Annotated in this window: 22 protein-coding genes, 1 other RNA gene and 1 pseudogene; 18 read left to right on the forward strand and 6 right to left on the reverse strand. The window is 65.9% G+C overall.

Features of this window, described 5'->3' with window-relative positions; genetic code table 11:
- The first annotated feature begins 161 nt into the window (after nucleotides 1–161).
- Entirely contained in the window at nucleotides 162–722 is a 561-nt protein-coding gene (locus MQH31_RS04825; RefSeq protein ID WP_243011126.1) for a recombinase family protein, read from the forward strand.
- Between the two features lie 132 nt (nucleotides 723–854).
- On the opposite strand, the gene MQH31_RS04830 is transcribed toward MQH31_RS04825, so the two are convergent.
- The 3 genes from MQH31_RS04830 to MQH31_RS04840 form a co-directional block, all read right to left on the reverse strand.
- Nucleotides 855–1,466 carry a hypothetical protein gene (locus MQH31_RS04830; RefSeq protein WP_243011127.1) on the reverse strand — a complete coding sequence of 204 codons (612 nt, stop codon included), beginning with the start codon at nucleotides 1,464–1,466 and terminating at the stop codon, nucleotides 855–857.
- Nucleotides 1,467–2,152: 686 nt separating this feature from the next.
- Nucleotides 2,153–3,598, reverse strand: coding sequence for a recombinase family protein (locus MQH31_RS04835; protein ID WP_243011128.1), 1,446 nt, complete (start codon nucleotides 3,596–3,598; stop codon nucleotides 2,153–2,155).
- A 152-nt stretch (nucleotides 3,599–3,750) separates the two neighbouring features.
- Nucleotides 3,751–4,605 (reverse strand): hypothetical protein, encoded by an 855-nt coding sequence (locus MQH31_RS04840; RefSeq protein ID WP_243011129.1) that lies wholly within the window; start codon nucleotides 4,603–4,605, stop codon nucleotides 3,751–3,753.
- 434 nt (nucleotides 4,606–5,039) lie between these two features.
- Between MQH31_RS04840 and MQH31_RS04845 the strand changes: the two are divergent.
- From MQH31_RS04845 to MQH31_RS04890, 10 genes and pseudogenes are all read left to right on the forward strand, one after another.
- Nucleotides 5,040–5,396: pseudogene (locus MQH31_RS04845) on the forward strand (CpaF family protein); the annotation flags it as partial.
- On the forward strand, nucleotides 5,393–6,301 hold the full coding sequence (locus MQH31_RS04850; protein WP_243011130.1) for a type II secretion system F family protein: 909 nt from the start codon (nucleotides 5,393–5,395) through the stop codon (nucleotides 6,299–6,301). The pseudogene MQH31_RS04845 and the gene MQH31_RS04850, both read left to right, overlap by 4 nt.
- Complete coding sequence (locus MQH31_RS04855) at nucleotides 6,289–7,236, forward strand: type II secretion system F family protein (protein WP_243011131.1); 948 nt, start codon at nucleotides 6,289–6,291, stop codon at nucleotides 7,234–7,236. Before MQH31_RS04850 ends, MQH31_RS04855 begins: the two co-directional genes overlap by 13 nt.
- A gap of 114 nt (nucleotides 7,237–7,350) precedes the next feature.
- Nucleotides 7,351–7,536 carry a hypothetical protein gene (locus MQH31_RS04860; RefSeq protein WP_243011132.1) on the forward strand — a complete coding sequence of 62 codons (186 nt, stop codon included), beginning with the start codon at nucleotides 7,351–7,353 and terminating at the stop codon, nucleotides 7,534–7,536.
- Nucleotides 7,537–7,637: 101 nt separating this feature from the next.
- The gene (locus MQH31_RS04865) at nucleotides 7,638–8,030 is read left to right on the forward strand and encodes a TadE/TadG family type IV pilus assembly protein (RefSeq protein ID WP_243011133.1); all 393 of its coding nucleotides are present in this window, start codon (nucleotides 7,638–7,640) and stop codon (nucleotides 8,028–8,030) included.
- Nucleotides 8,031–8,070: 40 nt separating this feature from the next.
- Nucleotides 8,071–8,598: a hypothetical protein gene (locus tag MQH31_RS04870; RefSeq protein ID WP_243011134.1), complete on the forward strand. Its 528-nt coding sequence runs from the start codon at nucleotides 8,071–8,073 to the stop codon at nucleotides 8,596–8,598.
- Nucleotides 8,595–9,089 (forward strand): pilus assembly protein TadG-related protein, encoded by a 495-nt coding sequence (locus MQH31_RS04875; protein ID WP_243011135.1) that lies wholly within the window; start codon nucleotides 8,595–8,597, stop codon nucleotides 9,087–9,089. The genes MQH31_RS04870 and MQH31_RS04875 overlap by 4 nt, the downstream gene beginning before the upstream one ends.
- A 63-nt stretch (nucleotides 9,090–9,152) precedes the next feature.
- A complete protein-coding gene (locus tag MQH31_RS04880; protein ID WP_243011136.1) occupies nucleotides 9,153–9,797 on the forward strand; it encodes a phosphoribosyltransferase in 645 nt (214 codons plus the stop codon).
- Between the two features lie 79 nt (nucleotides 9,798–9,876).
- Nucleotides 9,877–10,761: an EamA family transporter gene (locus MQH31_RS04885; protein WP_243011137.1), complete on the forward strand. Its 885-nt coding sequence runs from the start codon at nucleotides 9,877–9,879 to the stop codon at nucleotides 10,759–10,761.
- Nucleotides 10,762–10,820: 59 nt separating this feature from the next.
- On the forward strand, nucleotides 10,821–11,315 hold the full coding sequence (locus MQH31_RS04890; RefSeq protein WP_243011138.1) for an ArsR/SmtB family transcription factor: 495 nt from the start codon (nucleotides 10,821–10,823) through the stop codon (nucleotides 11,313–11,315).
- A 125-nt stretch (nucleotides 11,316–11,440) separates the two neighbouring features.
- Here MQH31_RS04890 and MQH31_RS04895 read toward each other — a convergent pair whose 3' ends face one another.
- The 3 genes from MQH31_RS04895 to MQH31_RS04905 form a co-directional block, all read right to left on the reverse strand.
- Nucleotides 11,441–12,103, reverse strand: a complete 663-nt coding sequence (locus MQH31_RS04895; RefSeq protein ID WP_243011139.1) for a pentapeptide repeat-containing protein — start codon at nucleotides 12,101–12,103, stop codon at nucleotides 11,441–11,443.
- Between the two features lie 2 nt (nucleotides 12,104–12,105).
- A complete protein-coding gene (locus MQH31_RS04900) occupies nucleotides 12,106–12,654 on the reverse strand; it encodes a nitroreductase family deazaflavin-dependent oxidoreductase (RefSeq protein ID WP_308196419.1) in 549 nt (182 codons plus the stop codon).
- Nucleotides 12,655–12,718: 64 nt separating this feature from the next.
- Entirely contained in the window at nucleotides 12,719–14,023 is a 1,305-nt protein-coding gene (locus tag MQH31_RS04905) for an MFS transporter (RefSeq protein ID WP_243011140.1), read from the reverse strand.
- Nucleotides 14,024–14,108: 85 nt separating this feature from the next.
- Here MQH31_RS04905 and prfB point away from each other — a divergent pair, with 85 nt between their 5' ends.
- From prfB to MQH31_RS04940, 7 genes are all read left to right on the forward strand, one after another.
- Nucleotides 14,109–15,221, forward strand: a complete 1,113-nt coding sequence (gene prfB / locus MQH31_RS04910) for a peptide chain release factor 2 (protein ID WP_243011141.1) — start codon at nucleotides 14,109–14,111, stop codon at nucleotides 15,219–15,221.
- Between the two features lie 107 nt (nucleotides 15,222–15,328).
- Complete coding sequence (gene ftsE / locus MQH31_RS04915) at nucleotides 15,329–16,654, forward strand: cell division ATP-binding protein FtsE (protein WP_243011142.1); 1,326 nt, start codon at nucleotides 15,329–15,331, stop codon at nucleotides 16,652–16,654.
- Nucleotides 16,651–17,565 (forward strand): permease-like cell division protein FtsX, encoded by a 915-nt coding sequence (ftsX, locus tag MQH31_RS04920; RefSeq protein ID WP_134532587.1) that lies wholly within the window; start codon nucleotides 16,651–16,653, stop codon nucleotides 17,563–17,565. The genes ftsE and ftsX overlap by 4 nt, the downstream gene beginning before the upstream one ends.
- A gap of 74 nt (nucleotides 17,566–17,639) precedes the next feature.
- On the forward strand, nucleotides 17,640–18,116 hold the full coding sequence (gene smpB, locus MQH31_RS04925) for an SsrA-binding protein SmpB (RefSeq protein WP_134532585.1): 477 nt from the start codon (nucleotides 17,640–17,642) through the stop codon (nucleotides 18,114–18,116).
- Nucleotides 18,117–18,215: 99 nt separating this feature from the next.
- Nucleotides 18,216–19,190 (forward strand): hypothetical protein, encoded by a 975-nt coding sequence (locus MQH31_RS04930; protein WP_243011143.1) that lies wholly within the window; start codon nucleotides 18,216–18,218, stop codon nucleotides 19,188–19,190.
- A gap of 118 nt (nucleotides 19,191–19,308) precedes the next feature.
- Nucleotides 19,309–19,695, forward strand: a transfer-messenger RNA (tmRNA) gene (gene ssrA / locus MQH31_RS04935).
- Between the two features lie 135 nt (nucleotides 19,696–19,830).
- Nucleotides 19,831–20,490, forward strand: coding sequence for a dihydrofolate reductase family protein (locus MQH31_RS04940; protein ID WP_243011144.1), 660 nt, complete (start codon nucleotides 19,831–19,833; stop codon nucleotides 20,488–20,490).
- The last annotated feature ends 15 nt before the right edge of the window (nucleotides 20,491–20,505 follow it).

The following is a 20,505-nucleotide window of genomic DNA, read 5'->3' on the forward strand; positions in this document are numbered from 1 at the left end:
AACCGCGCAATGCCCAGACGTCTCGAAAACGATCCCATTCTGAGACATCGTCAAACAGCCGCAAGACGCCGTTCCTGGCTCCTACGGTTGTCCCAGAACTCGATTCCGTTTCAGCGCGGCTGCATCTTGTTTTGAGTCACGAGTTGTGAGACGATTCGTAGGTGACGAAGATCGTTGGATACGCACGCGTTTCAACCGCAGATCAACACCTTGACCTCCAACGAACGGCGCTCCTGGATGCTGGAGCAATCCGGGTTTTCGAAGATCAAGGTGTCAGCGGAACCCGAACTAGCCGTCCAGGCCTGGAAGCGGCTCTCGACTATCTCCGGTCCGGAGATATCTTGGCCGTTTGGCGGCTCGACAGGTTAGGCAGGGGGACCGTGCACACTCTGACTCTCATTAACGATTTAGCAAACCGTGGAGTTGGGTTCAAATCGATCACGGAGGGCTTGGACACAACGACGGCAACGGGCAAGGCCATGCTGGGTATCGTCGCCATCTTCGCGGAGTTGGAGCGGGACGTGATGATCGAACGCACCAAGGCTGGCTTGTCGGTCGCGCGGGCGCTGGGCAGGACCGGCGGACGGCCCCCTGCGCTCGACGCGAGGAAGACCAAGTTGGCTCAGCAAATGTATGACAGCGGAGACCATACCGTCGCCGAGATTGCGGACACGCTGAAAGTCGGAAGGGCTACCGTCTATCGGAACCTGCATCGCAACTAGCGGAAGCCGAGACCGCTCCGCCATGCACGGCTCCTGTGCCCATTCGACATGGGCGTGTGCGACGACCGCGTCAGCGCCTAGTCCCCTAGGCTCGCCATGGCCGATGTGGCTCCAGTGGACCGTCGCTCTCTGTCAAGCACCGTACTTCACTTTCTCGCGATATTCCCTTAAGCGCTCGATCACTTCTTCCGCAGTTGGGGCCTTGGCGGCGTCGCGCGAGCTAGCCTCTTCTGGGTGGTCGGCGGTGGCATAGGGTCGGTGCCTCCCGTATTCCTCCGGGTGGGTCCGTTCGAGATACCACGCCAGGGCTGTCCACTTATCTTTGATTCCCTGGCGCAAGATGCCTTCGACGACTTCGCAGGCCACCCTGGCGCGCGCTCTTTTAAGGAGGTGCATAAGTAGCACGAAGGGCCACTCCTCAGGCTGAAACGGCTCAACGCAGGGTGTGCGCAGTGCGTCAGCGATCGTGCCGCCGGCGTCTTCGATAGCGTCGACAATATCGGCCACCAGGACGTCTGGATAGTCGACAAATTCGCTCGCACGAGCGAGTTCTCTCTCGCCGCGCTGCCGCCAACGGTTTAGAGTCCACCGACTGATGCCGACGGACTCGGCCGCGATCCCGACATAAGATCCCAGCTGGACCTTGGAGATGATCAGAGCGCTGCGGACGGCATTGAACTTGGATTGACCGCCCGAGCTGCGTCCGGGATTCGAGTTCTGGTCAGGTACGGATGGAGGGGCCATAATTGTGCCTTTCGTCGGTAGATGCTTCCGCCAAATCGCCAACGGAGGAGATAGCTCTAGAGTTTGAACCTTGATAGTGAGAGGGGACGAGGTCTCCCGGGGAGGGTAGTTCCGGAGTGCCCTCTCCCCAAAAAATCGCCCCCGCACCATGCCCACCTAGCGGATCGGTCCCACGACGAGTAGCGCCCTCTCGCGAGGCACGCATTCATGTTGTGAGCCGGATCAAGCGCTAGCTAGGGACTTGACACGGGTGCGGGGAGGTCACCCGCTGCTAAACCTCTGTCCATTGATTCTTGGCGAAGGACCAGGAGTAACGCCACCCGCCGGGGACTTCGAATTCCGTTTGGCGGTATGCCCATACTCGCAACAATGTTCAACATTGAAGAGTACGTCTCGGCGTGTCGTTCGAAACTATAATCGATTATAGGACTATAGTGACGTCGATTTCTGGACCGACGGGCCGGCCCTCAGTTTGCTCTCCGGGAACGCTTTCTCGGGTTAGGGCGTCAAACAGGTGAAACCTGTCCACGTGGAGCGGAGGTCCAGTGCACACGTCATTGACCACTGCATAAGAGGGCTGTGTATCAGAGATTGGTCGTTCCGGGCAGCAACGTTTCGGCGCTTTTCTAAGAGTCCCTTTTGCATCTGCGCCGAAGTTCCTGAGGCTGGATGCCGCGCATCGATGACTACCGCTGCACGAATTTCACCCTGTCCGTGTTGCGTCCTGGCTCGATAGTTATCGAGAACATTCCACCCACCAGACGTCTTTTTTGGTCGACCGTCAATTCAACGAAGTTTCGGGCGACTATTCCACGTAATTGAGCCAGATGCGTCCAATCCGCTGCCGTCATGACGACATCGAAAGTGACCATGTCGCGGATTGAGTCGAGCAGACGGGCCTCGGCATCTGAGCTGAGGGCCAGATCGAGTTCGTTTGATAGCCTCTCTGAGGTTGATGCGAACCCTGCCAAGCGATGCCGAATATCTACGAGGTCGGCTCCGGGCATGAGAGCAACCTCATTTAATTGCGTTCTCTTCCGGTGGGTTTCGGCAAGTTCAGAACGTAGACGGTGGACCTCCGCTTTCGGGGTCCCTGGAAGTGATTTCGCTCTATTCTCGATAATCACATCGATGACGCGCCCGACAATTAATGCATGCAGAATGTCAACTTGGATGGTGGTGTGACGAACGCTGCCTCGATTTCCTGATATCGCGCTGGCACACTTGTATATTGCGGTGTGTCTGCCTTTCAGGATGACGACAGCGGAGCGCATTTTGGCTCCGCACGTCCCGCACACCGCAAGACCAGTTGCATAGTTCTTGAGAGACTTAGGGCCCGGGGTTGATTCTCGTCCAGGATCATCAAGGATGGCCACTACGGATTCGAAAACGTCGGTGGGTACAATCCGAGAGATCTTGCTCTCCTTTAGGACCGCACCGTGTGATGTTAACCATCCTGCGTTGGACACTCGCGTCAACAGCGTCCGAACGCCCTGATAGCTCCACGGCCGGCCAGTGCTTGTCGTCACACCTAGGGCATTGAAATGACGTTGTACGCTTCCGAGTGTGTTGCCATCCAGGATCGCCTGATAGGCCCAACGAATCAGTTCCGCCTCTGACTCTCTGATGGTCATTCGATCTTTTTCATATCCGAAGGGGCGAGCGCCCCACAAAGGCCGGCCGTCCGCAGTGCGTTCGGCGAAACGTGCGCGGAGGCGTTCCGTCTTGATAGCCGACTCCATCTGCGCCAGAACGCTGACGATCGAAGACATTGCCGCGTTAGTGGCACTTCGGGGATCGCTAATTCCGTTTGTGAGAGTGTGAAAAACTGTGCCGACGTCCGCACAGACGACTTGAAGTGCCTCGCCTTCCGCGACATTTCTCGTGAAGCGATCCGGCGCGACCGCCATGACTACGTCGAATCTACGTTGACGTATGCCCGCCAACATCTCGATGTAGGCAGGCCGGGCCTTCCCCGAAAAAGCGGAGATTCCGTCATCTCGGAATACTCCTTCCACTTCGTAGCCGGAGTCCTCAGCAAGTCTGCGGAGCCGCCTCTCTTGAAGCTCCACTTTGTCGAATGACTCGTCTCTTTCGCTAATCCGACAGTAGATCGCTGCGCGCTCAGCCATATGCTGATTGTAAACCTCGGTCCTCCCGGCATCTACTGGCTTCGATTGCCTAAAATGACGCCCGCAACAAGGCACACTGGTGCTCCCTCCCAATAACACCTGTGGCCGCGGTGCGTGACGAGGAGCAGATCGTGCGTGGTCGGTTCCTGGCGCTAGGGCCGCGGAGGAGGTGATCCCGCGTTTCCGCGTCCGGTCCGTGTAGCCTTTTCCCGCCATTTGCTCACAACTGGTATCGCAAGGAGGCGGTCGACGCCATTTGACAAAAGAGCGACGAGGATGCTGGCTACTGCGCCCAGCAAGACACCTATGAGTAGCAGGACATTCTTGTCTGTTGCTTCCCTGGCAGGACTAGAGAACGTCGCCGAAGTGATTGTCGACGTGGCGACTTTAAAGCCCTGGTTGGAAAAAGTCGACACGTTCTGATTTTGGAGTTGTGTCATGCCGTCGCGTCTATAAGGTTCGTCGGTGCTGTGGATTAGGAAGAAAAGATCATCGGTATAGACGGAAATCTCTGGATAGAGGTTGAGCGTGGGTACGTTGTCGGCAACAGCAGCGCTCATGGCAGGTACGACCATTCTTGGCTCGCCGGAAATGCGGTCCCACATCTTGTGCCCGTCGAGAACCTGGCATGTCTGGGTAAATGATGCTCCAACGAGCTGTGGGTACTTGGCATTGCCGCCGAGAGTAGGCGTCACTGGTATTCCTACTTGTGTATAGGTGTTCCTGTGCAGGATTTCAGAAACCTGGGATTCGGTGAGTCTCTGCGTCAGAGAGGGCTGTTGACCGTCGGCGGCTCCGCTCATGGCGAGTTGAGTTAGGGCCTCCTTCGCCGGGGGCGCTAGGGAGTCGAAGGTCAAGTCTCTTGTGATGCTGATTCGGACGTCATAGCAACTACTCAGCACCTGGCCCAAGGTCCCCGAGATCGCAAAGTCCACCGTGGTCGGAGCCGAGGGTACGCCCTCAAGGTCTAGTGAAAGCCCGATTTCTCCGAGCTCGTCCCGATCCATTGGGCGCGGTGGTTTTAGGGTGAACCAAAACCTGGCTGCTTGGGTAGGCGTTGCTTCTGTATAGGCGGCAATAAGGCTAGAACTGGGAAGGGGACTGGGATCGGCTTGCGGTCCAAAAGTTTGAGTCCAGAGCAAGTCGCACCAAAGTACCAAACTTCCAGCAAGAATCAGAGCGAGAATAGCCTTTATCCAGTGCATTCTCGTCACCCCTGTCGTCGTTAGAGGAGCCTGGTGTTAGATTCCGCAGCCTACTGCGAAGTCAAATAGGGTTCGAGGGGCTAAGCCCTCAGTCGCCGTGGCCTTCGCGGTGTGAGGAAGAGGCGAAGGATCGCCGACGGGATTCTGAGTAGTTCCCGGACACCTCACTGACGGGCATATATCGCGCGAGCGAGCGCTGGCGACGAGAAATATCTGCTTATGTATGTAATTGAATTTCAGGCCTCCCGGGGATGTGCTCGATCCACGCGAACAGCGCGAGGGATGCCCTCGCCAAACTCTGCACGTTGCCGTTGCTCGCGGGGCGCAACATCGATTCCGCGTTCGTGCTGCCGACCGTCGCCGGGTGCATCGACATCGTCGTGCACTGCGAGATCGACCGCCACGGGCGCCGGCGGGTGACCGAGATCCTCGCAGTCAGTGGGCGGCTCGCCGGCACCGTGATCGAGGCAAGCCCGATCTTCCTCGCCGACCGGAGCGGTCTCTCGCCGACGGGCGGCCACCCCGGCAAGCTCGCCAAGTTCCGGGCGGTCGGGCTTGACCCCGCGATCGTGCTGCGGGCAGACCTCGCATGAGGCTCGTGCTGGGCTGCCTCCTCGGCGCCGGCCTGCTGCTGATGGCCGCGCCGTTCCTCTGGCCCCGCCGCAGGGCTGAGGCGGGCACTCCAGCTTCAGACCACAATCCGGTCGACGGCGAGACCGGCCACCCCCGTCAGCGTGGCCTCGTGGCGCTGCGCGGAGCCCTCGCCCAGGCCGGTCTCGGCTCCCTGCCGCTCCCGGCGTTCGCCGCGATTTCGCTCCTGCTCGGTCTGGCCGGCGCAGCCCTCGCCCAGGCGCTCACCGGAGTGCGGGCCCTCGGCGTCGTCGCGGGGGTGGTCGGCGTCGTGGTTCCGATGGTGATCGTGTTCTGGCGGGCCCGCGAACGGCGCCGATCGAACCGTACGGTCTGGCCGGACGTCGTCGACCATCTGGTGTCGGCCGTGCGTTCCGGCCTCGCCCTGCCCGACAGCGTCAGCACGCTCGCCGAGTCAGGTCCGGCACCGACCCGCGCGGCCTTCGCCGACTTCTCCCGCGACTACCGAGCGACCGGGAGCTTCGGCTATGCCGTCGACAGGCTCAAGGCGGGCCTCGCCGATCCGGTGGCCGATCGCATCCTGGAGACCCTCCGGATGGCCAGGGAGGTGGGCGGCAGTGATCTCACCCTCGTGCTCCGCGACCTCGCCGCCTGGTTGCGCCAGGACGCGGCGATTCGGGCAGAGGTGGAAGCCCGGCAATCCTGGGTCGTCAACGCCGCCAGGCTCGGCGTCGCCGCGCCCTGGATCGTGCTCCTGCTGCTGTCCTCCCGGCCGGAGGGCGCGGTCGCGTACAACACCGGCAGCGGGGTCGTCGTCATCGTCTCCGGGCTTGCTGTGTCGGTGATCGCGTACCGCCTGATGGTCGTCATCGGCCGCCTGCCCGAGGAACGCCGGTGGTTCCGGTGAGCGTCCCGCTCGCCTGGGGCGTGTTCCTTGGTGTGGTGCTCGGCATCGGGCTGTGGTCGCTCGTGAGCGTCTTCCCCCGGCTCAGCCGGCCCCGGCTGGCCGACCGGCTCGCCCCCTACATCCTGGACGTGTCGCCGGAGGCCCGCGCATTCGTCGGCCGGACCACCGTCGATCCGATCCCCGTGCTCGGCACGCTGTTCCTGCCGCTCTTCGGCCGGCTACGACGCGGGCTCGCGGCCCTGCTCGGCGGGTCGGAAACCGTCGAACGGCGGCTCCGGCAATCCGGGTCCCGGCGCAGCCTCGACGAGTTCCGGTCCCAGCAGCTCGTCTGCGCGCTGCTCTGCACGGCCGCCGGACTCGTCGCCGTGGTGTTCGTCCCTGCCCTGCACGCCCTCCCGCTGCTCGCGGCCGCCGCGATACCCGTGCTCACCGGGCTCGGCGGCGCCCTGCTCTGGGACGGACTCCTCCGCCGCGCCGCACTCGGCCGCCTCACGCGGATGCGCGGCGAACTACCGACCATCCTCGAGTTCCTCACCCTGTCCCTGTCGGCCGGGGAAGGTATCCTCGATGCCCTCGCCCGGGTGTCCCGCACGAGCGCGGGGGAGCTGTCCCGGGAATTCGGCGGCGTCGTGGCCGAGGTTCACTCCGGGATCTCCCTCGGGGAGGCCCTGCACTCACTGGCCAGGTCGCTCCAGCTGGCCGCGCTCACCCGATTCGTCGACCAGGTCGGTGGTGCACTCGACCGCGGCACCCCGCTCGCGGAGGTGCTGCGCGCCCAGGCGCAGGACGCCCGTGAGGAAGCCAAGCGCGAGCTCCTCGAGGTGGCCGGAAAGAAGGAGGTCGCCATGCTCGTGCCGCTCGTGTTCCTGATCCTCCCGATGACCATCCTCTTCGCGATCTTTCCCGGCCTCTTCATCCTGCAGGCCGGTTTCTGACCGTGCCGGCCGAGACTCCACCCGGAGGCCACTCTCTGGCACCATCGGCACCCGCACGACGACCACCCGCACGACGACCATACGCACGACGACCACCGAGAAAAGGAGACGAATATGAACACCCTGACGCGGCGCATCCGCAACCAGTGGAACGCGTGGCACGACGACACCGGGGACGTGCCCGGCTGGGTCTTGATCACGCTGATGACCGCCGGGCTGGTGATCGTGATCTGGGGCCTCGCCGGGCCGGCGCTCAGCGGCATCTTCCAACAGGCGATCACCCGGGTGAGCGGACTCTGACCGGCCCGCCGGACCGGATCGAGGGGGGTGAGCGGGGCGGATGGGCCGAGCGGGGTGAACGGGCCGAGCGCACCGGAGCACCGTCGTGCGGTCGGCGGCGGATGCTGCTCCGCGCGGCCGGCGCAGACCGCGGTTCATCGCCGGCCGAGTTCGTGCTCGTCGCGGCACTGCTGACGGTGCTGACCCTGACCGTGCTTCAACTCGCCCTCGCGCTGCACGTGCGCAACACCGTCCTCGATGCCGCCGCGGAGGGTGCCCGCTACGGTTCGCTCGCCGACACCGGACTCGATGCCGGCGCCGCCCGAACCCGGGACCTGCTCGTGGCGGCGCTCGGCCCCGCTTTCGCGACCGACGTGACCGCGGCCTACGCGAGTGATGACGGCTACCCGACCGTGCGGATGCGGGTGGTCACCCCGCTCCCGCTGCTGGGCCTGCTCGGCCCCGACCGGAGCCTGGAGGTGATCGGACGTGCCGTCGTCGAAGGCTCCGGGTGACAGCACACGAGGCAGCAGTCGCGGTCTGCGCGTCGCAGGCGTGGCAAGGACCCTCTGCGCCCGGGGTCTCAGCAACCGGGGTTTCAGCAACCGGTGTCTCGGCGGCCGGACTCTCGTCCACCGCCTCCGCTCCGACCGAGGGTCCGCGTCCCTCGAGTTCATCACCGCCGGCCTGATCCTGCTCGTACCGCTCGTCTACCTCGTTCTCGCCATGTCCGTGCTGCAGGGTGGCGCACTCGCCGTGGAGGGCGCCGCCCGGCAGGCGGCCCGTGTCTATGTGCGCGCGCCGAGCGCGGCCGTCGCAGCGGAACGGGCGCAACGCGCGGTGGACTTCGCCCTCGCCGACTACGGCCTCCCGGCCGGGGACGCGCAGGTGACGATCGACTGCGCGGCCGCGCGAGGCGGATGCCTGACCCGTCGTGCCGTCGTGACGGTCACCGTGCGCCTGCGGGTGTCCCTACCCCTCGTGCCCGACGTGCTGGGTCTCACCGGGACGGCGAGCGTGCCCCTGCAATCAAGCTCCACCCAGACCGTGTCCCGTTTCTGGCAGGCGGGAGCCGCACCATGACCGTGCGGCGGGGCACGGTGCCCGACGCGAGGGCCCCTGGCGTGCCGGCTGACCGGCCGGACGACGCCGGATCCACCCTCCTGCTCACGATCTTCTACGGCTTCCTCGCGCTCGTCGTGATCCTCCTGGTCATCGCCGCGTCGTCCCTCTACCTCGAGCGGAAGCGCCTGCTCACCCTCGCGGACGGCGCCGCGCTCGCCGCGGCCGAGGCCTACGCCCTCGACACGGTCACGGTCGCCCCGGACGGTTCGACGGCCCCGCTGCGCACCGAACTCGATTCCACAGCGGTACGCGCGGCGGCGGATGCCTATCTCGCGGCAGCCCCGCACGCCACCCTCGAGGACCTGGTCGTGACCCGGGCGGCATCCGCGGACGGTCAGAGCGCGACCGTGTCACTCAGCGCATACTGGCGCCCGCCGGTCCTCACCCTCGTGCTGCCGGCGGGTGTGCGCCTGGAGGTCACCGCCGTGGCCCGCTCGGTCTTCCGGTGAGCGCACACACGGGGATACTCTCCAGAACGAACCGGGAGCAGCCGGGGAGAACCGGGAGGAACCATGTTCACCGATCGCCGCGATGCCGGCCGACTGCTCGCCGAGCTCGTCGCCGACCTGAACCTCGCCGACCCCGTCGTCTATGCCCTGCCGCGTGGGGGAGTGCCGGTCGCGCTCGAGGTCGCCCGGCGCCTGCACGCGCCCCTCGACCTGATCCTCGTGCGCAAGCTCGGTGCGCCTGGATTCCCCGAGGTCGCGATGGGCGCCGTCGTCGATGGCAAGAATGCCCAGACGATCGTCAACGAGGATGTCTTCGCCGAGACCGGTGCCGATGCCGCGGGCCTCGGCCGGGCCCGGCGCCGGGAGCTCGCCGAGATCGAGCGCCGACGGGCGGTCTATCTCGGGGACCGCGCCCGCGTGAGCCCGGCCGGTCGGGTCGTCGTGATCGTCGACGACGGGCTGGCAACGGGGGCGACGGCCAAGGCCGCCCTGGCCGCGGTGAAGCGCCAGGGTGCCGCGCGCACGGTCCTCGCGGTGCCGGTCGCCCCTGACGACGTCGTCGACGAGATGCGGAGGCTCGCCGACGACGTGGTCGTGGTGCAGATCCCGGAGCAATTCTGGGCGATCGGCCAGTTCTACGTCGACTTCCACCAGCTCTCCGATGACGAAACGGTCACGCTCCTGAGGGAGGCGTGGGCCGGGCCGTGAACCGTTCCGCCACCCGCTAGCCTCGAAGACGAGCGCGATCCGCGCGGCACACAACGCGTACGAGACAGGGGCACCCCGCGTGACGGCGAAATCCGAACGGCTCGCCGGGGCCGGCGCCCAGCTCGTCACCGAGGTCAGCATCAACTACGGTTCCTCGCTCGCCGGACTCGCCATTCCGATCGTCGGTTCCCCCGTCGTCGTCGCGGTCAGGCAGATCGTGATGGCCTGCGCGGTGCTGCCGTTCTACCGACCGAAGCTCGCCAACCTGACCTGGCGGCTGCTCTGGCCCGCGCTCCTCCTCGGACTCGACCTCGCCGTGATGAACCTCGCCTTCTACGAGGCAGTGCACCTGCTCGGCCTCGGCATCGCCGCGACGATCGAATTCCTCGGCCCGTTCTCGCTCGCCCTCGTCAGCTCGCGGCGACCGCTCGACTTCCTCTGCGCGACGACAGCAGCCGGGGGAGTCTTCCTGCTGACCTGGTCCTCCGGAGAGATCAACCCGCTCGGACTGTTCTACGCCCTCGTCGCGGCGGCGGCCTGGGCCGGGTACATCCTGCTCACCCGCCGGGTGGCCGTGACGTTCCCCGGACTCGAAGGCATCTCGGTCGCGAGTGTCGTCAGCCTCACCCTGCTGGTTCCGTTCGCGCTCCTCACCGTCGACTTTTCCCGCCTCAGCTGGGGTGTGCTCGGGCTGCTGCTCGCGATCGGGGTGCTCTCCTCTGCCTTCCCCTACGTGCTCGACACCTACATCCTGCGCCGGATCACCCCGCGCCTCTACGCGATCATCACGAGCTTCGGCCCGGTGATCGCGGCGATCTTCGGAGTGCTCGTGCTCGGCGAGACCCTGCTGCTCCAGCAACAGATCGCGATCATCATCGTGTGCGTGGCCGCGGGCGCCGCGATCGCGACCCAGCGCGACCGCCCGATCTCCGACCTGGAGGCGACCGCGGGCGCCATTCCCTAACCGAGAAGCGTCTCTTGTATGCGTTTGCCGCTTATATAAGCCGAGTACATACTGAATGCATGCACAACTCGGACATGCAAACGGCCTTCGACGTCCTCGTCGACGGGAACCGCCGGGCGATTCTCGCCGAATTGCGACTCGGCGACCGCAGCACCGGCCAACTCGCGGCGCACCTGGGCCTCAGCCAGCCCGGAACCTCCCGGCACCTGCGCGCGCTGCGCGAGGCGGGCTTTGTCACGGTGCAGCCTCGCGCCCAGCAACGCATCTACTCGCTCGCGGCCACGGCGTTCGACGACCTCGATGCCTGGCTGCAGGGGTACCGCCCGGCAGCGGCAGGGGCGAGCGATCCGCTGGGCGATTCGGTGCCGGTGACACGTGCAGCGGATGCCGGCCCGAGCGACGCACAGGCCGCATCCCGCCCCTCTGCGGTCCCGTCCGCTGCGCTACAGCCGGCGAAGTCCCCGAAGCCCTCGAAGTCCCACAAGAAGTCCGCTAAGTCCAAGGCGGGGAAGTCTCGGAAGCCGGCAAAGTCGGGCGGTTCACGGAAATCCTGAGCCCGCACCGGGCCGGCGAGACGTCCCGCGCCAATTCCGCCGTTCCGCTCCAGGCGTGCCTGGCGCGGAACGGCGCAATTGGCGCGCGGGGCAGGAACGCGCCGCGACGCCGCTACTCGACGCCGCTACTCGACGATGATTCCGAGGTGAGCGGCCATGATCGGGGCGAGGAGGCTCAGCTGGGCGTCGTCGATCGTGGCGCCACGGAGGCCCTCGAGGCCGCGGATCACGCTGAAGTCGCTTCCGCGCAGGTCGACGTCCTTGAGCGTGGCGCGCGTCACGTCGAGCGTGCCGATCCGGCAGTTCTGCAACTCGAGTCGCTGCACGGTCGCGCTGCCGAGGTCGAGCTCCTCGATGATGCAGTTGCTCAGGAGCACATCGTGCAGCTGGGCGTTCCGCAGGTTCACGAAGTCGAGCTTGCTGCCGTCGAACTGCACCGAACGGAGGCTCGACTCGTAGAGCTCGACCGAGCCGAGGCGGGAGTGCTCGATGCGCACGTCACGCCAGGCGGAGCGGGGTGCGCTGAAGATGGCCGCGTGCAGTTCGCCGGCGACGCACTCCGACAGGGTCGCGCCGCGCAGTTTCGCGTCGTTCAGGGAGACCGTGTGGAATTCGCACTCGCGGAAGGCGACCCCGGTGAGGTCGCGCCCCTCGAAGTCGCAGTCGGTGAAACGACGCGCCTCGACGTCGGCGCCCGAGAAGAGCTCGGACCCGTCGGCATCCGTGAGGTCGTCGAGGCGGATCGGGTCGAGCAGGGGAGGCTTGGTGCCGGAGCGGGCGCGCGCCACGCTCAGTCCTGCGCCGGGGCCGCGGCCGGGCTCGGCTCGGCGGCGCTCTGGCCGGCGGCGCTCTGACCAGCGGCGCCCTGACCAGCGGCGCCCTGACCAGCAGAGACGGGCTCGGTGGAGACGGGCTCGAGCACGAAGACGGGGATGATGCGTTCGGTCTTGACCTGGTAGTCGGCGTAGTCGGGGTAGGCCGCGACGGCGCGTTCCCACCACGCGGCGCGTTCGTCGCCGGTGACCTCGCGAGCGACCATGTCCCATTTCCGGGTGCCGTCCTGCAGTTCGACCTCGGGGTGGGCGACGACGTTGGCGTACCAGACCGGGTTGCGCGGTGCGCCGCCGAGGGAGGCAATGGCCGCGTAGCTGCCGTTGTGCTCGACGCGCATCAGCGGGGCCTTGCGGATCTTGCCGGACTTCGCGCCGAGCGTGGTCAGCACGATGACGGGCATGCCGCGCATCGTGGTGCCCTCCCGGCCGCCGGAACTCTCGTAGAGGGCGACCTGGTCGCGGACCCACTGCTCTGGGCTGGGTTCATATTCTCCGATGAGGGGCATGACACCATTAAACGTCACGTGGCCGGGGAACATTCCGCGTCGATTGTTCTCGGCCCGGCGGAATTCAGGGAGTCCCGGATCCGGGGGCCGGCTTCGTTGCCGGTTTCGTTGCCGGCCGGGGGCGACGCGGAACGTAACGCGGAATGTAGCGGCCGAGGAGCACGGCGCCGATCAGTCCGAAGGCGCCCATCACGCCGCTCGCGAGCGAGATCGACACGATCGTGAGCCCGGCGACGGCGACGGGGGCGACGGCGCTGCCGAAGTCCCCGGTGAACCGCCACGCCCCGAGGAAGGGCGCCGGGTTGTCCTTGGGGGCCAGGTCGGCGCCGAGGGTCATCAGGATTCCGCTGCCGATCCCGTTCGCGACCGACAGGAACATGGCGACCCCGATGAGCCACTGCACGTTGGCGGACAGGTCATGGGTGAATGCGAGCACGAGGAGACCGAGGCCGAGGCCGATCATCGACGGAAGCGCACTCCACATCCGGCCGAAGCGGTCCATGATCTGGCCGCTCGCGTAGAACAGGGCGAAGTCGATGCCGCCGGCGATGCCGATGATCAGGGCAATGTCCGGCTCGCTGATGCCGATGCTGACGGCCCAGAGCGGGATGAGGACGGCGCGCGCCGACCGCATCGCGCCGACGAGGCCCGCGCCGGTGCCGAGCCGGAGGAGGACTCCGCGAAAGCTCCAGATGGTCTGGAACAGGCCCTGGCTCTCCTCTTCCGCGAGTTCCTGGCCGGCGGGCCGCACGGTTCCGTCGGGGGCCGTCGCGAGTTCGGGAGTGCCGAAGGTGCTCGCCGGGTCGGGCAACAGCAGGAGCACGAGGGCGGCGCCCAGGCAGGCGACGACGAACACCCAGAACACGGCCTGGGTGCCCCCGGTGAAGCGGATGACCGCGGTCGCGATGAACGGGCCGACGAACCAGCCGCCGCGGAAGATCCCGCCGAGGGTCGACAGTGCGCGGGCCCGGTAGGCGACCGGCACATAGCTCGTCATGAAGGCGTGCCTGGCGAGGGAGAAGATCGCCGTCGCGAGGCCGACGATGAAGATGCCGACGCCGAGCACGAACGGGTTCGGGGCGACCAGGCAGACGAGGACGGCGATGATCGCGAGGAACGAGGCCCAGATCATCGCGTTGCGCTCGCCGATCCGGGAGACGACCCAGCCGCTCGGGATGTCGCCGATGAGTTCGCCGACCATGATCATCGCGGCGATGAACCCGGCCATCGCGAGCGACGCCCCGAGGTTGTTGGCCACGATCGGGATCAGCGGGATGATCGCGCCCTCGCCGACGGAGAAGAGGAACGTCGGCAGAAAGGCGGCAAGGGCCACCGAACGCAGGCTGAAGGGGCGTTCGGCGCTTGTCATGACTCCTCGATGCTACCCGTGTGCGCCACTGCGGCCGGGTCGGCACAAGCCCGCGGCCCGCGACGCCGGGTAGGCTGGGCATCAAATGATTGAGCTGGACATTTCGGAGCAGATCGCCGCATTGCGGGCCACCTTCGGCGACATCCGGGCCGTGATCGATATCGATCAACTGCGCACCGACATCGCCGACCTGAACGACCAGGCCGGGGCTCCCGACCTGTGGGACGACTCCGAGCACGCGCAGAAGGTCACGAGCGACCTCAGCCACCGCCAGTCGGAGCTCGCGCGCATCGAGAGCATCGAGCACCGTCTCGACGACCTCGAGGTCCTCGTGGAGATGGCCAACGACGGCGAGGGCGACGAGGAATCCGCGGAGGAGGCCACCGCGGAACTCGCGAGCCTGCAGAAGGTGCTCGGCGAACTCGAGGTGCACACCCTGCTCAACGGTGAATTCGACGAACGACCCGCCGTGATGACCATTCGCTCGGGTGCCGGTGGCGTCGACGCGGCCGACTTCGCCGAGATGCTGATGCGGATGTACCTGCGCTGGGCCGAACAGCACGACTACCCGGTCACGGTGCTGGACGTCGGCTATGCGGAAGAGGCGGGGATCAAGTCCGCGACCCTGCAGATCGATTCGCCGTATGCCTTCGGCACGCTCAGTGTTGAGGCCGGCACCCACCGGCTCGTGCGGATGAGCCCCTTCAACTCCGCGGGCAAGCGCCAGACCTCCTTCGCCGCCGTCGAGGTCGTGCCGCTCATCGAGCAGACCGAGTCGATCGAGATCCCCGACACCGACATTCGGGTGGACGTGTTCCGGTCGAGCGGGCCGGGCGGTCAGTCCGTGAACACGACGGACTCCGCCGTGCGGATCACCCACCTCCCGACCGGCACCGTGGTGAGCTGCCAGAACGAGAAGAGCCAGATCCAGAACCGCGCGGCCGCCATGCGGGTGCTGCAGTCCCGGCTCCTGCTGATCCAGCGCGAGCAGGAAGCCGCGACCAAGAAGGAATTCGCCGGCGTCATCACGGCGAGCTGGGGCGACCAGATGCGCAGCTACGTGCTCGCGCCGTACCAGATGGTCAAGGACCTCCGCACGAACTACGAGGTCAACAACCCCACCCAGGTCTTCGACGGCGACCTCGACGGATTCATCTCCGCCGGCATCCGCTGGCGCAAGCAGGCACCGCAGGACTGAACCCACTCGCAGGATTGGGCCCATTTCGGGGGTTCCTGCCTGGGAAGCCGGCTCGCCGGTATGTCGCAGTGGCAAAATGCAGGATGCCTGCCTAGGCTCAAGGGGCCATGATCCGTTTTGACAGCATCACTAAGAAATATCCGGGAACGACCCGACCGGCCCTCGACGACATCAACGTCGAGGTTCTGCGCGGCGAGTTCGTCTTCCTCGTCGGTGCATCCGGTTCGGGTAAGTCAACCTGCCTGCGGCTGATCCTCAAGGAGGACAAGCCGACGAGCGGACGCATCCACGTGCTCGGCCAGGACTTGCGGTCGATCTCGAACCGCAAGGTTCCCTACTTCCGGCGCAACCTCGGGGTCGTCTTCCAGGACTTCCGGCTGCTGCCGAACAAGAGCGTCTTCGAGAACGTCGCCTTCAGCCTCCAGGTGATCGGAAAGTCGCGCGGCTTCATCCAGGAGGCCGTTCCCGACACGCTCAAGATGGTCGGACTCGCCGAGAAGGCGCTCCGGCTGCCCCACGAACTCTCCGGCGGTGAGCAGCAGCGGGTCGCGATCGCACGCGCCATCGTCAACAAGCCCCAGGTCCTCCTCGCCGACGAGCCGACCGGAAACCTCGACCCCACCACGAGCGCGGGCATCATGGCCCTCCTCGAGCGCATCAACGCGGGTGGCACGACGGTCGTCATGGCCACGCACGAGGCCGGCATCGTCGACAAGATGCAGCGACGGGTCATCGAGCTCTCCGGTGGCAAGATCGTGCGCGACGAACGCCAGGGCGGTTACGCGACTGCGGGCATCCCGATCATTCCGCTCGGGGCCGGCCTGCACCGAAAGCCGGCCGTCGATCCGCAGCGCACCGTGTCCGCGCTCGCTCCGAGCGTCCTGCCCTCGGTCTTCGCCCCGGCGAACCCCGCAAACCAGGCGAACCCGATGGCCCCGGCGACTCCCGCCCTCACCCACCCGTCCGTACCCGTGCCCGCACCGCTTGCGCCCGCCGCCGTTGTCGTTCCTGCGGCACCCATCACGCCCGTCGTCATCGTCCCCGACGCCCCGGCGCGTGCCGTCTCCCTCGCCGAGACGGGAACAGTCGCTGCGGCCCCGGTCACGCCGCCCGCTTCCGTTCCGCAACCGTTCGGTGAGCAGGCCATGGCGATCGCCGCGGATTCCGGCATGCCCCTCCCGCTGACCTCGGCGGTCTTCGTTCCCGGCCGCGAGCCGCAGGCGGATGCCCACGAGACGACCCCGGGGACGGGTGCCGACGATTCCCCGACCGCGGCCGGTGCGGCCGAGCAGCCGACGTACATGACGCGACCGATGGCGCCCACCCAGGACGACGTTCTCGACCAGCTCACCCTGGCCGAGAGACTGGGGCTGCGTGCTCCCGGCGAGAAACCAGACCAGACCGGCGAACAGAATGTGGGACCCACCCGATGAGACTCGGACTGGTGCTCTCCGAAGCCGCCAACGGCCTGCGTCGCAATGCCTCGATGGTTGTCTCCGTCGTGCTCGTGACGTTCATCTCGCTGACCTTCGTCGGCGCCGCGATCCTGATGCAGATGCAGATCGGCCAGATGAAGAACTTCTGGTACGACCGTGCGCAGGTCGGAATCTACATGTGTACCGCCATCTCACCGGGGGAGACCTGCACCGGCGGAGAGGCCAGCCAGGACCAGATCGACTCCGTCAAGGCGCAGCTCGAGTCTGCGACGCTGTCCCCGTTCGTGGACAAGTACTATTTCGAGACGCACGAGCAGGCCTTCGAGAACTTCAAGAAGCAGTTCGCCGGCAACCCCGTCGCCGACTATGTGACGCCCGACCAGCTGAACCAGACCTTCTGGGTGAACCTCAAGGACCCGTCCCAATCGGACGTGCTCGTCGAGAGCCTGTCCGGCGTCGCCGGGGTCGAGAACGTCGCGGACCAGCGCAAGTACCTCGACCAGATCTTCTCCGTGCTCAACGCGGCGAGTTACACGGCGATCGGTATCGCCGCGCTCATGCTCGTCGCGGCGGCGCTGCTGATCGCCACCACCATCCGGCTGTCGGCGTTCTCGAGGCGGCGAGAACTCGGCATCATGAGACTCGTCGGCGCGTCGAACCGGTTCATCCAGACACCGTTCATCCTCGAGGGCGTCTTCGCCGCGCTCCTCGGATCGCTCCTGGCTGGTGGTGCGATCCTTGCCCTGGTGCAATGGTTCGTGCAGGGCTTCCTCGGTTCACGACTCACGGGCTTCTCGCTCGTGGGGATGCAGGATGCGCTCCTTGTCGTGCCGATTCTGCTGGTGGTCGGCGCGGTACTCGCGGCGTTCTCCGCCAACTTCGCCATCACCCGCTATCTGAAGGTCTAGCCTCCCGCCGAGCGCTAGACTGGTGGGCTGGCCGGTCCTCGGCCTGCCCACCCACCGACGTTGAGGAGTAACCCGTGCCCAGGGAAATCGGCGAAAAGGTCGTCTCGACCAATCGCAAGGCACGCCACGACTACCTCATCGAGGAGACGTACGAGGCCGGAATGGTCTTGACCGGAACCGAGGTGAAGTCGCTTCGCGCGGGACGCGCCTCACTCGTCGACGGCTATGCCTTCATCGAGGGCGGCGAAGCCTGGCTCGACGCCGTGCACATCCAGGAATACATGGCCGGCACCTGGACGAACCACCCGCCGCGGCGCAAGCGCAAACTGCTGCTGCACAAGCAGGAGATCGTCAAGATCAGCCACAAGACCAAAGAGGGCGGCTACACGCTCGTCCCGCTGCGGATCTATTTCAGCAACGGCAAGGCCAAGGTCGAGATCGCCGTCGCAAAGGGCAAGAAGGAATACGACAAGCGCCAGACCCTGCGCGAACGTCAGGACAAGCGCGAGTCCGACCGCGCGATGTCCGCGCGCAAGCACCTCGGCGACTGACCGCCCGAACCAGCGGATGCCCCGGCGGCCCGCTCGGGGGGTGGCCGGGCGCCCCCAAGTGCATCAATACGACAAATGCCGGGCGTTACGATAAAGACAATGAGTACAGCCGACGCGGAATACAACGCCTTCGGCCCCTGGGTGGACGCGGTGCGGACGCTTGATGAGGTCCCGCGGCTCTTTCGTGACTTCGGCTGCGATCCCACGTCGGAACGGCTCGTGCTCAAGGTGCCGCGGAACATCCCCCGCAGGGACGCTGACCCCACCATGGATCTCTACGACCACCTGATCATCGCGGGGGACGTGGACCTCACCGTGTTGAGCAGGACCGGCTCCGAATACGCCGGCTCGACCCTGCCCTACGACGCCGTCGTCGCCATCGAGGACAGCGTCGACCTGACCGACGGTCGCCTGCGGGTGCACTCCCGGGACGGCAGCGTGCTCCAGATCGGCTACAACGGCTCCTCGCGCGAGGTCGTCAGTGGATTCGTCGACCTGCTCCGCGACATGTCGCTCGGTTCGGCCGTGACAGTCGGCTCACCCGAAGCCGCAACGCTCGCAGCGTCGATGCTCACTTTCCCGGTCGGCCCCGCCGTCGACCGCCGGCCCAATGCCGTCCTCAACTCCGCCGCATTCCGGGCGACCGACGCGGACCTGATGGCGGACTGGACCAATCTTCGGGATCGTGAGCCCGAACTCCACCTCTACGCCGCGCATCCGCGGCAGCGGGTCCGGGTGGACGGCGGCTTCCTGGCCGGCGTGCTGAACCTGTTGCGTCCGACCGTGCTGCACGGCGCCATCGTCTGCGGGACCGACGCGGAGGTGCAGATCCTGTCCCGCCGTGACTGGTTCGGACTCGCCGACCGGTCCGAATTGTCGAGCTCCCGCCTGATCGTGTTCCTGGCGCGGCTGGACTCTGTCACTGTGCACCGGCATCCGCGTTACGCGGAGGCGAGTGTCGTCACGGTCCGGTCGGGTGCCGCATCCCTAGACGTGATCGTTCCCAGTGACTCAGAAGCTGAGCGCGTCCTCCTGGTCGTCGCCCCACATCCCGGCACAAGTGTTGTAGACTGAAGGGCTGCACGAGCAGTTCGAAAGAACGTGTGCAGTCTTGACAACTCAACAGCGTGTGACAGGACCCACTCATTCCACCGCAAGCCGGTGGCGCCGAACCATGGCGACGAGTGCGCATGGGGATGATCGGTTTCGACATTGCCTGCGCAATTGTGAGAAGCGGGTCGAGGATGCAGGGTTAACTCGTTAACGCTCCCTGCAAAACAATAAGTGCCAAAACAAACCGCACTGACTCTGCTTCTGCTTACGCCCTCGCGGCCTAAGTAAAGCAACTAGAGAGTCCGTCAGGCCGGGAATGCTCTCTACCCGGACCCTGACGTCATTTAGAGAGATTGCTCCTACTCTGAGCCGCGGGGTGTAGGGGGACTTAAACGAGGGCTGGGCTCGTCGGATTAGCTGACAGTGGCAAATTCCGGAGCCGAGTAGAACGACTTCACTGGATACACCCGTAGAAGGCATATGACCACAGCAGTGGACGGGGGTTCAATTCCCCCCATCTCCACCATCGGTTCCTGTCACACGTTGTTGAGTCGTTGGATCTCCGTCCGTCCGACCGTCGGTCGTGAGTCGTTGCGCCCTTGAATACGCGGGCCGAATCGCCATAGTGTGATTCCCACAGGCCACGACTCCAGGAGATGACATGTCCCTCGTCCGCGTGCACAACTTCTCGGTCTCCCTCGACGGCTTCGGCGCCGGTGAGGGCCAGCAGCTCGACACTCCCTTCGGCCACGCCGGCTCCCGGCTCATGGAGTGGGCGATCGCGACGCGCACGTTCCGCGCGATGGGCCTCCACGGGGAGTCGTCGGCATCCTTCGGCGTCGACGATGCGTTCGCGAGCGCCTGGGGTCCCGGGATCGGCGTCGAGATCATGGGGCGCAACAAGTTCGGCCCGGTGCGCGGTCCCTGGGAAGACGACGAGTGGAAGGGATGGTGGGGCGACAACCCGGTGTTCCACACCCCCGTCGTCGTCCTGACCCACCATCCTCGGCCGGTACTCGCGATGGACGGCGGAACGACCTTCCATTTCGTCGACGCCGACCCCGCCTCGGCCCTCGAGCAGGCTCGCGCCGTGGCCGGGGACCTCGACGTGCGGATCGGCGGCGGCGTCAGCACGGTCCGACAGTTCCTCGAGGCCGATCTGATCGACCACATGCACATCGTCCTCGTACCGATCGTCCTGGGCCGGGGCGAACGGCTCTGGGACGGGCTCGAAGGACTCGAACAGCGCTTCGACATCGAGGCCACCCCGTCTCCGTCCGGAGTCGTGCATCTGGTCTTCACCCGTCGCACGGCCCGGTAGTCCGCCCGGCGCTTT

Origin of the sequence: Cryobacterium zhongshanensis, assembly GCF_022760445.1 — a bacterium.
GTDB lineage: Bacteria > Actinomycetota > Actinomycetes > Actinomycetales > Microbacteriaceae > Cryobacterium > Cryobacterium algoricola.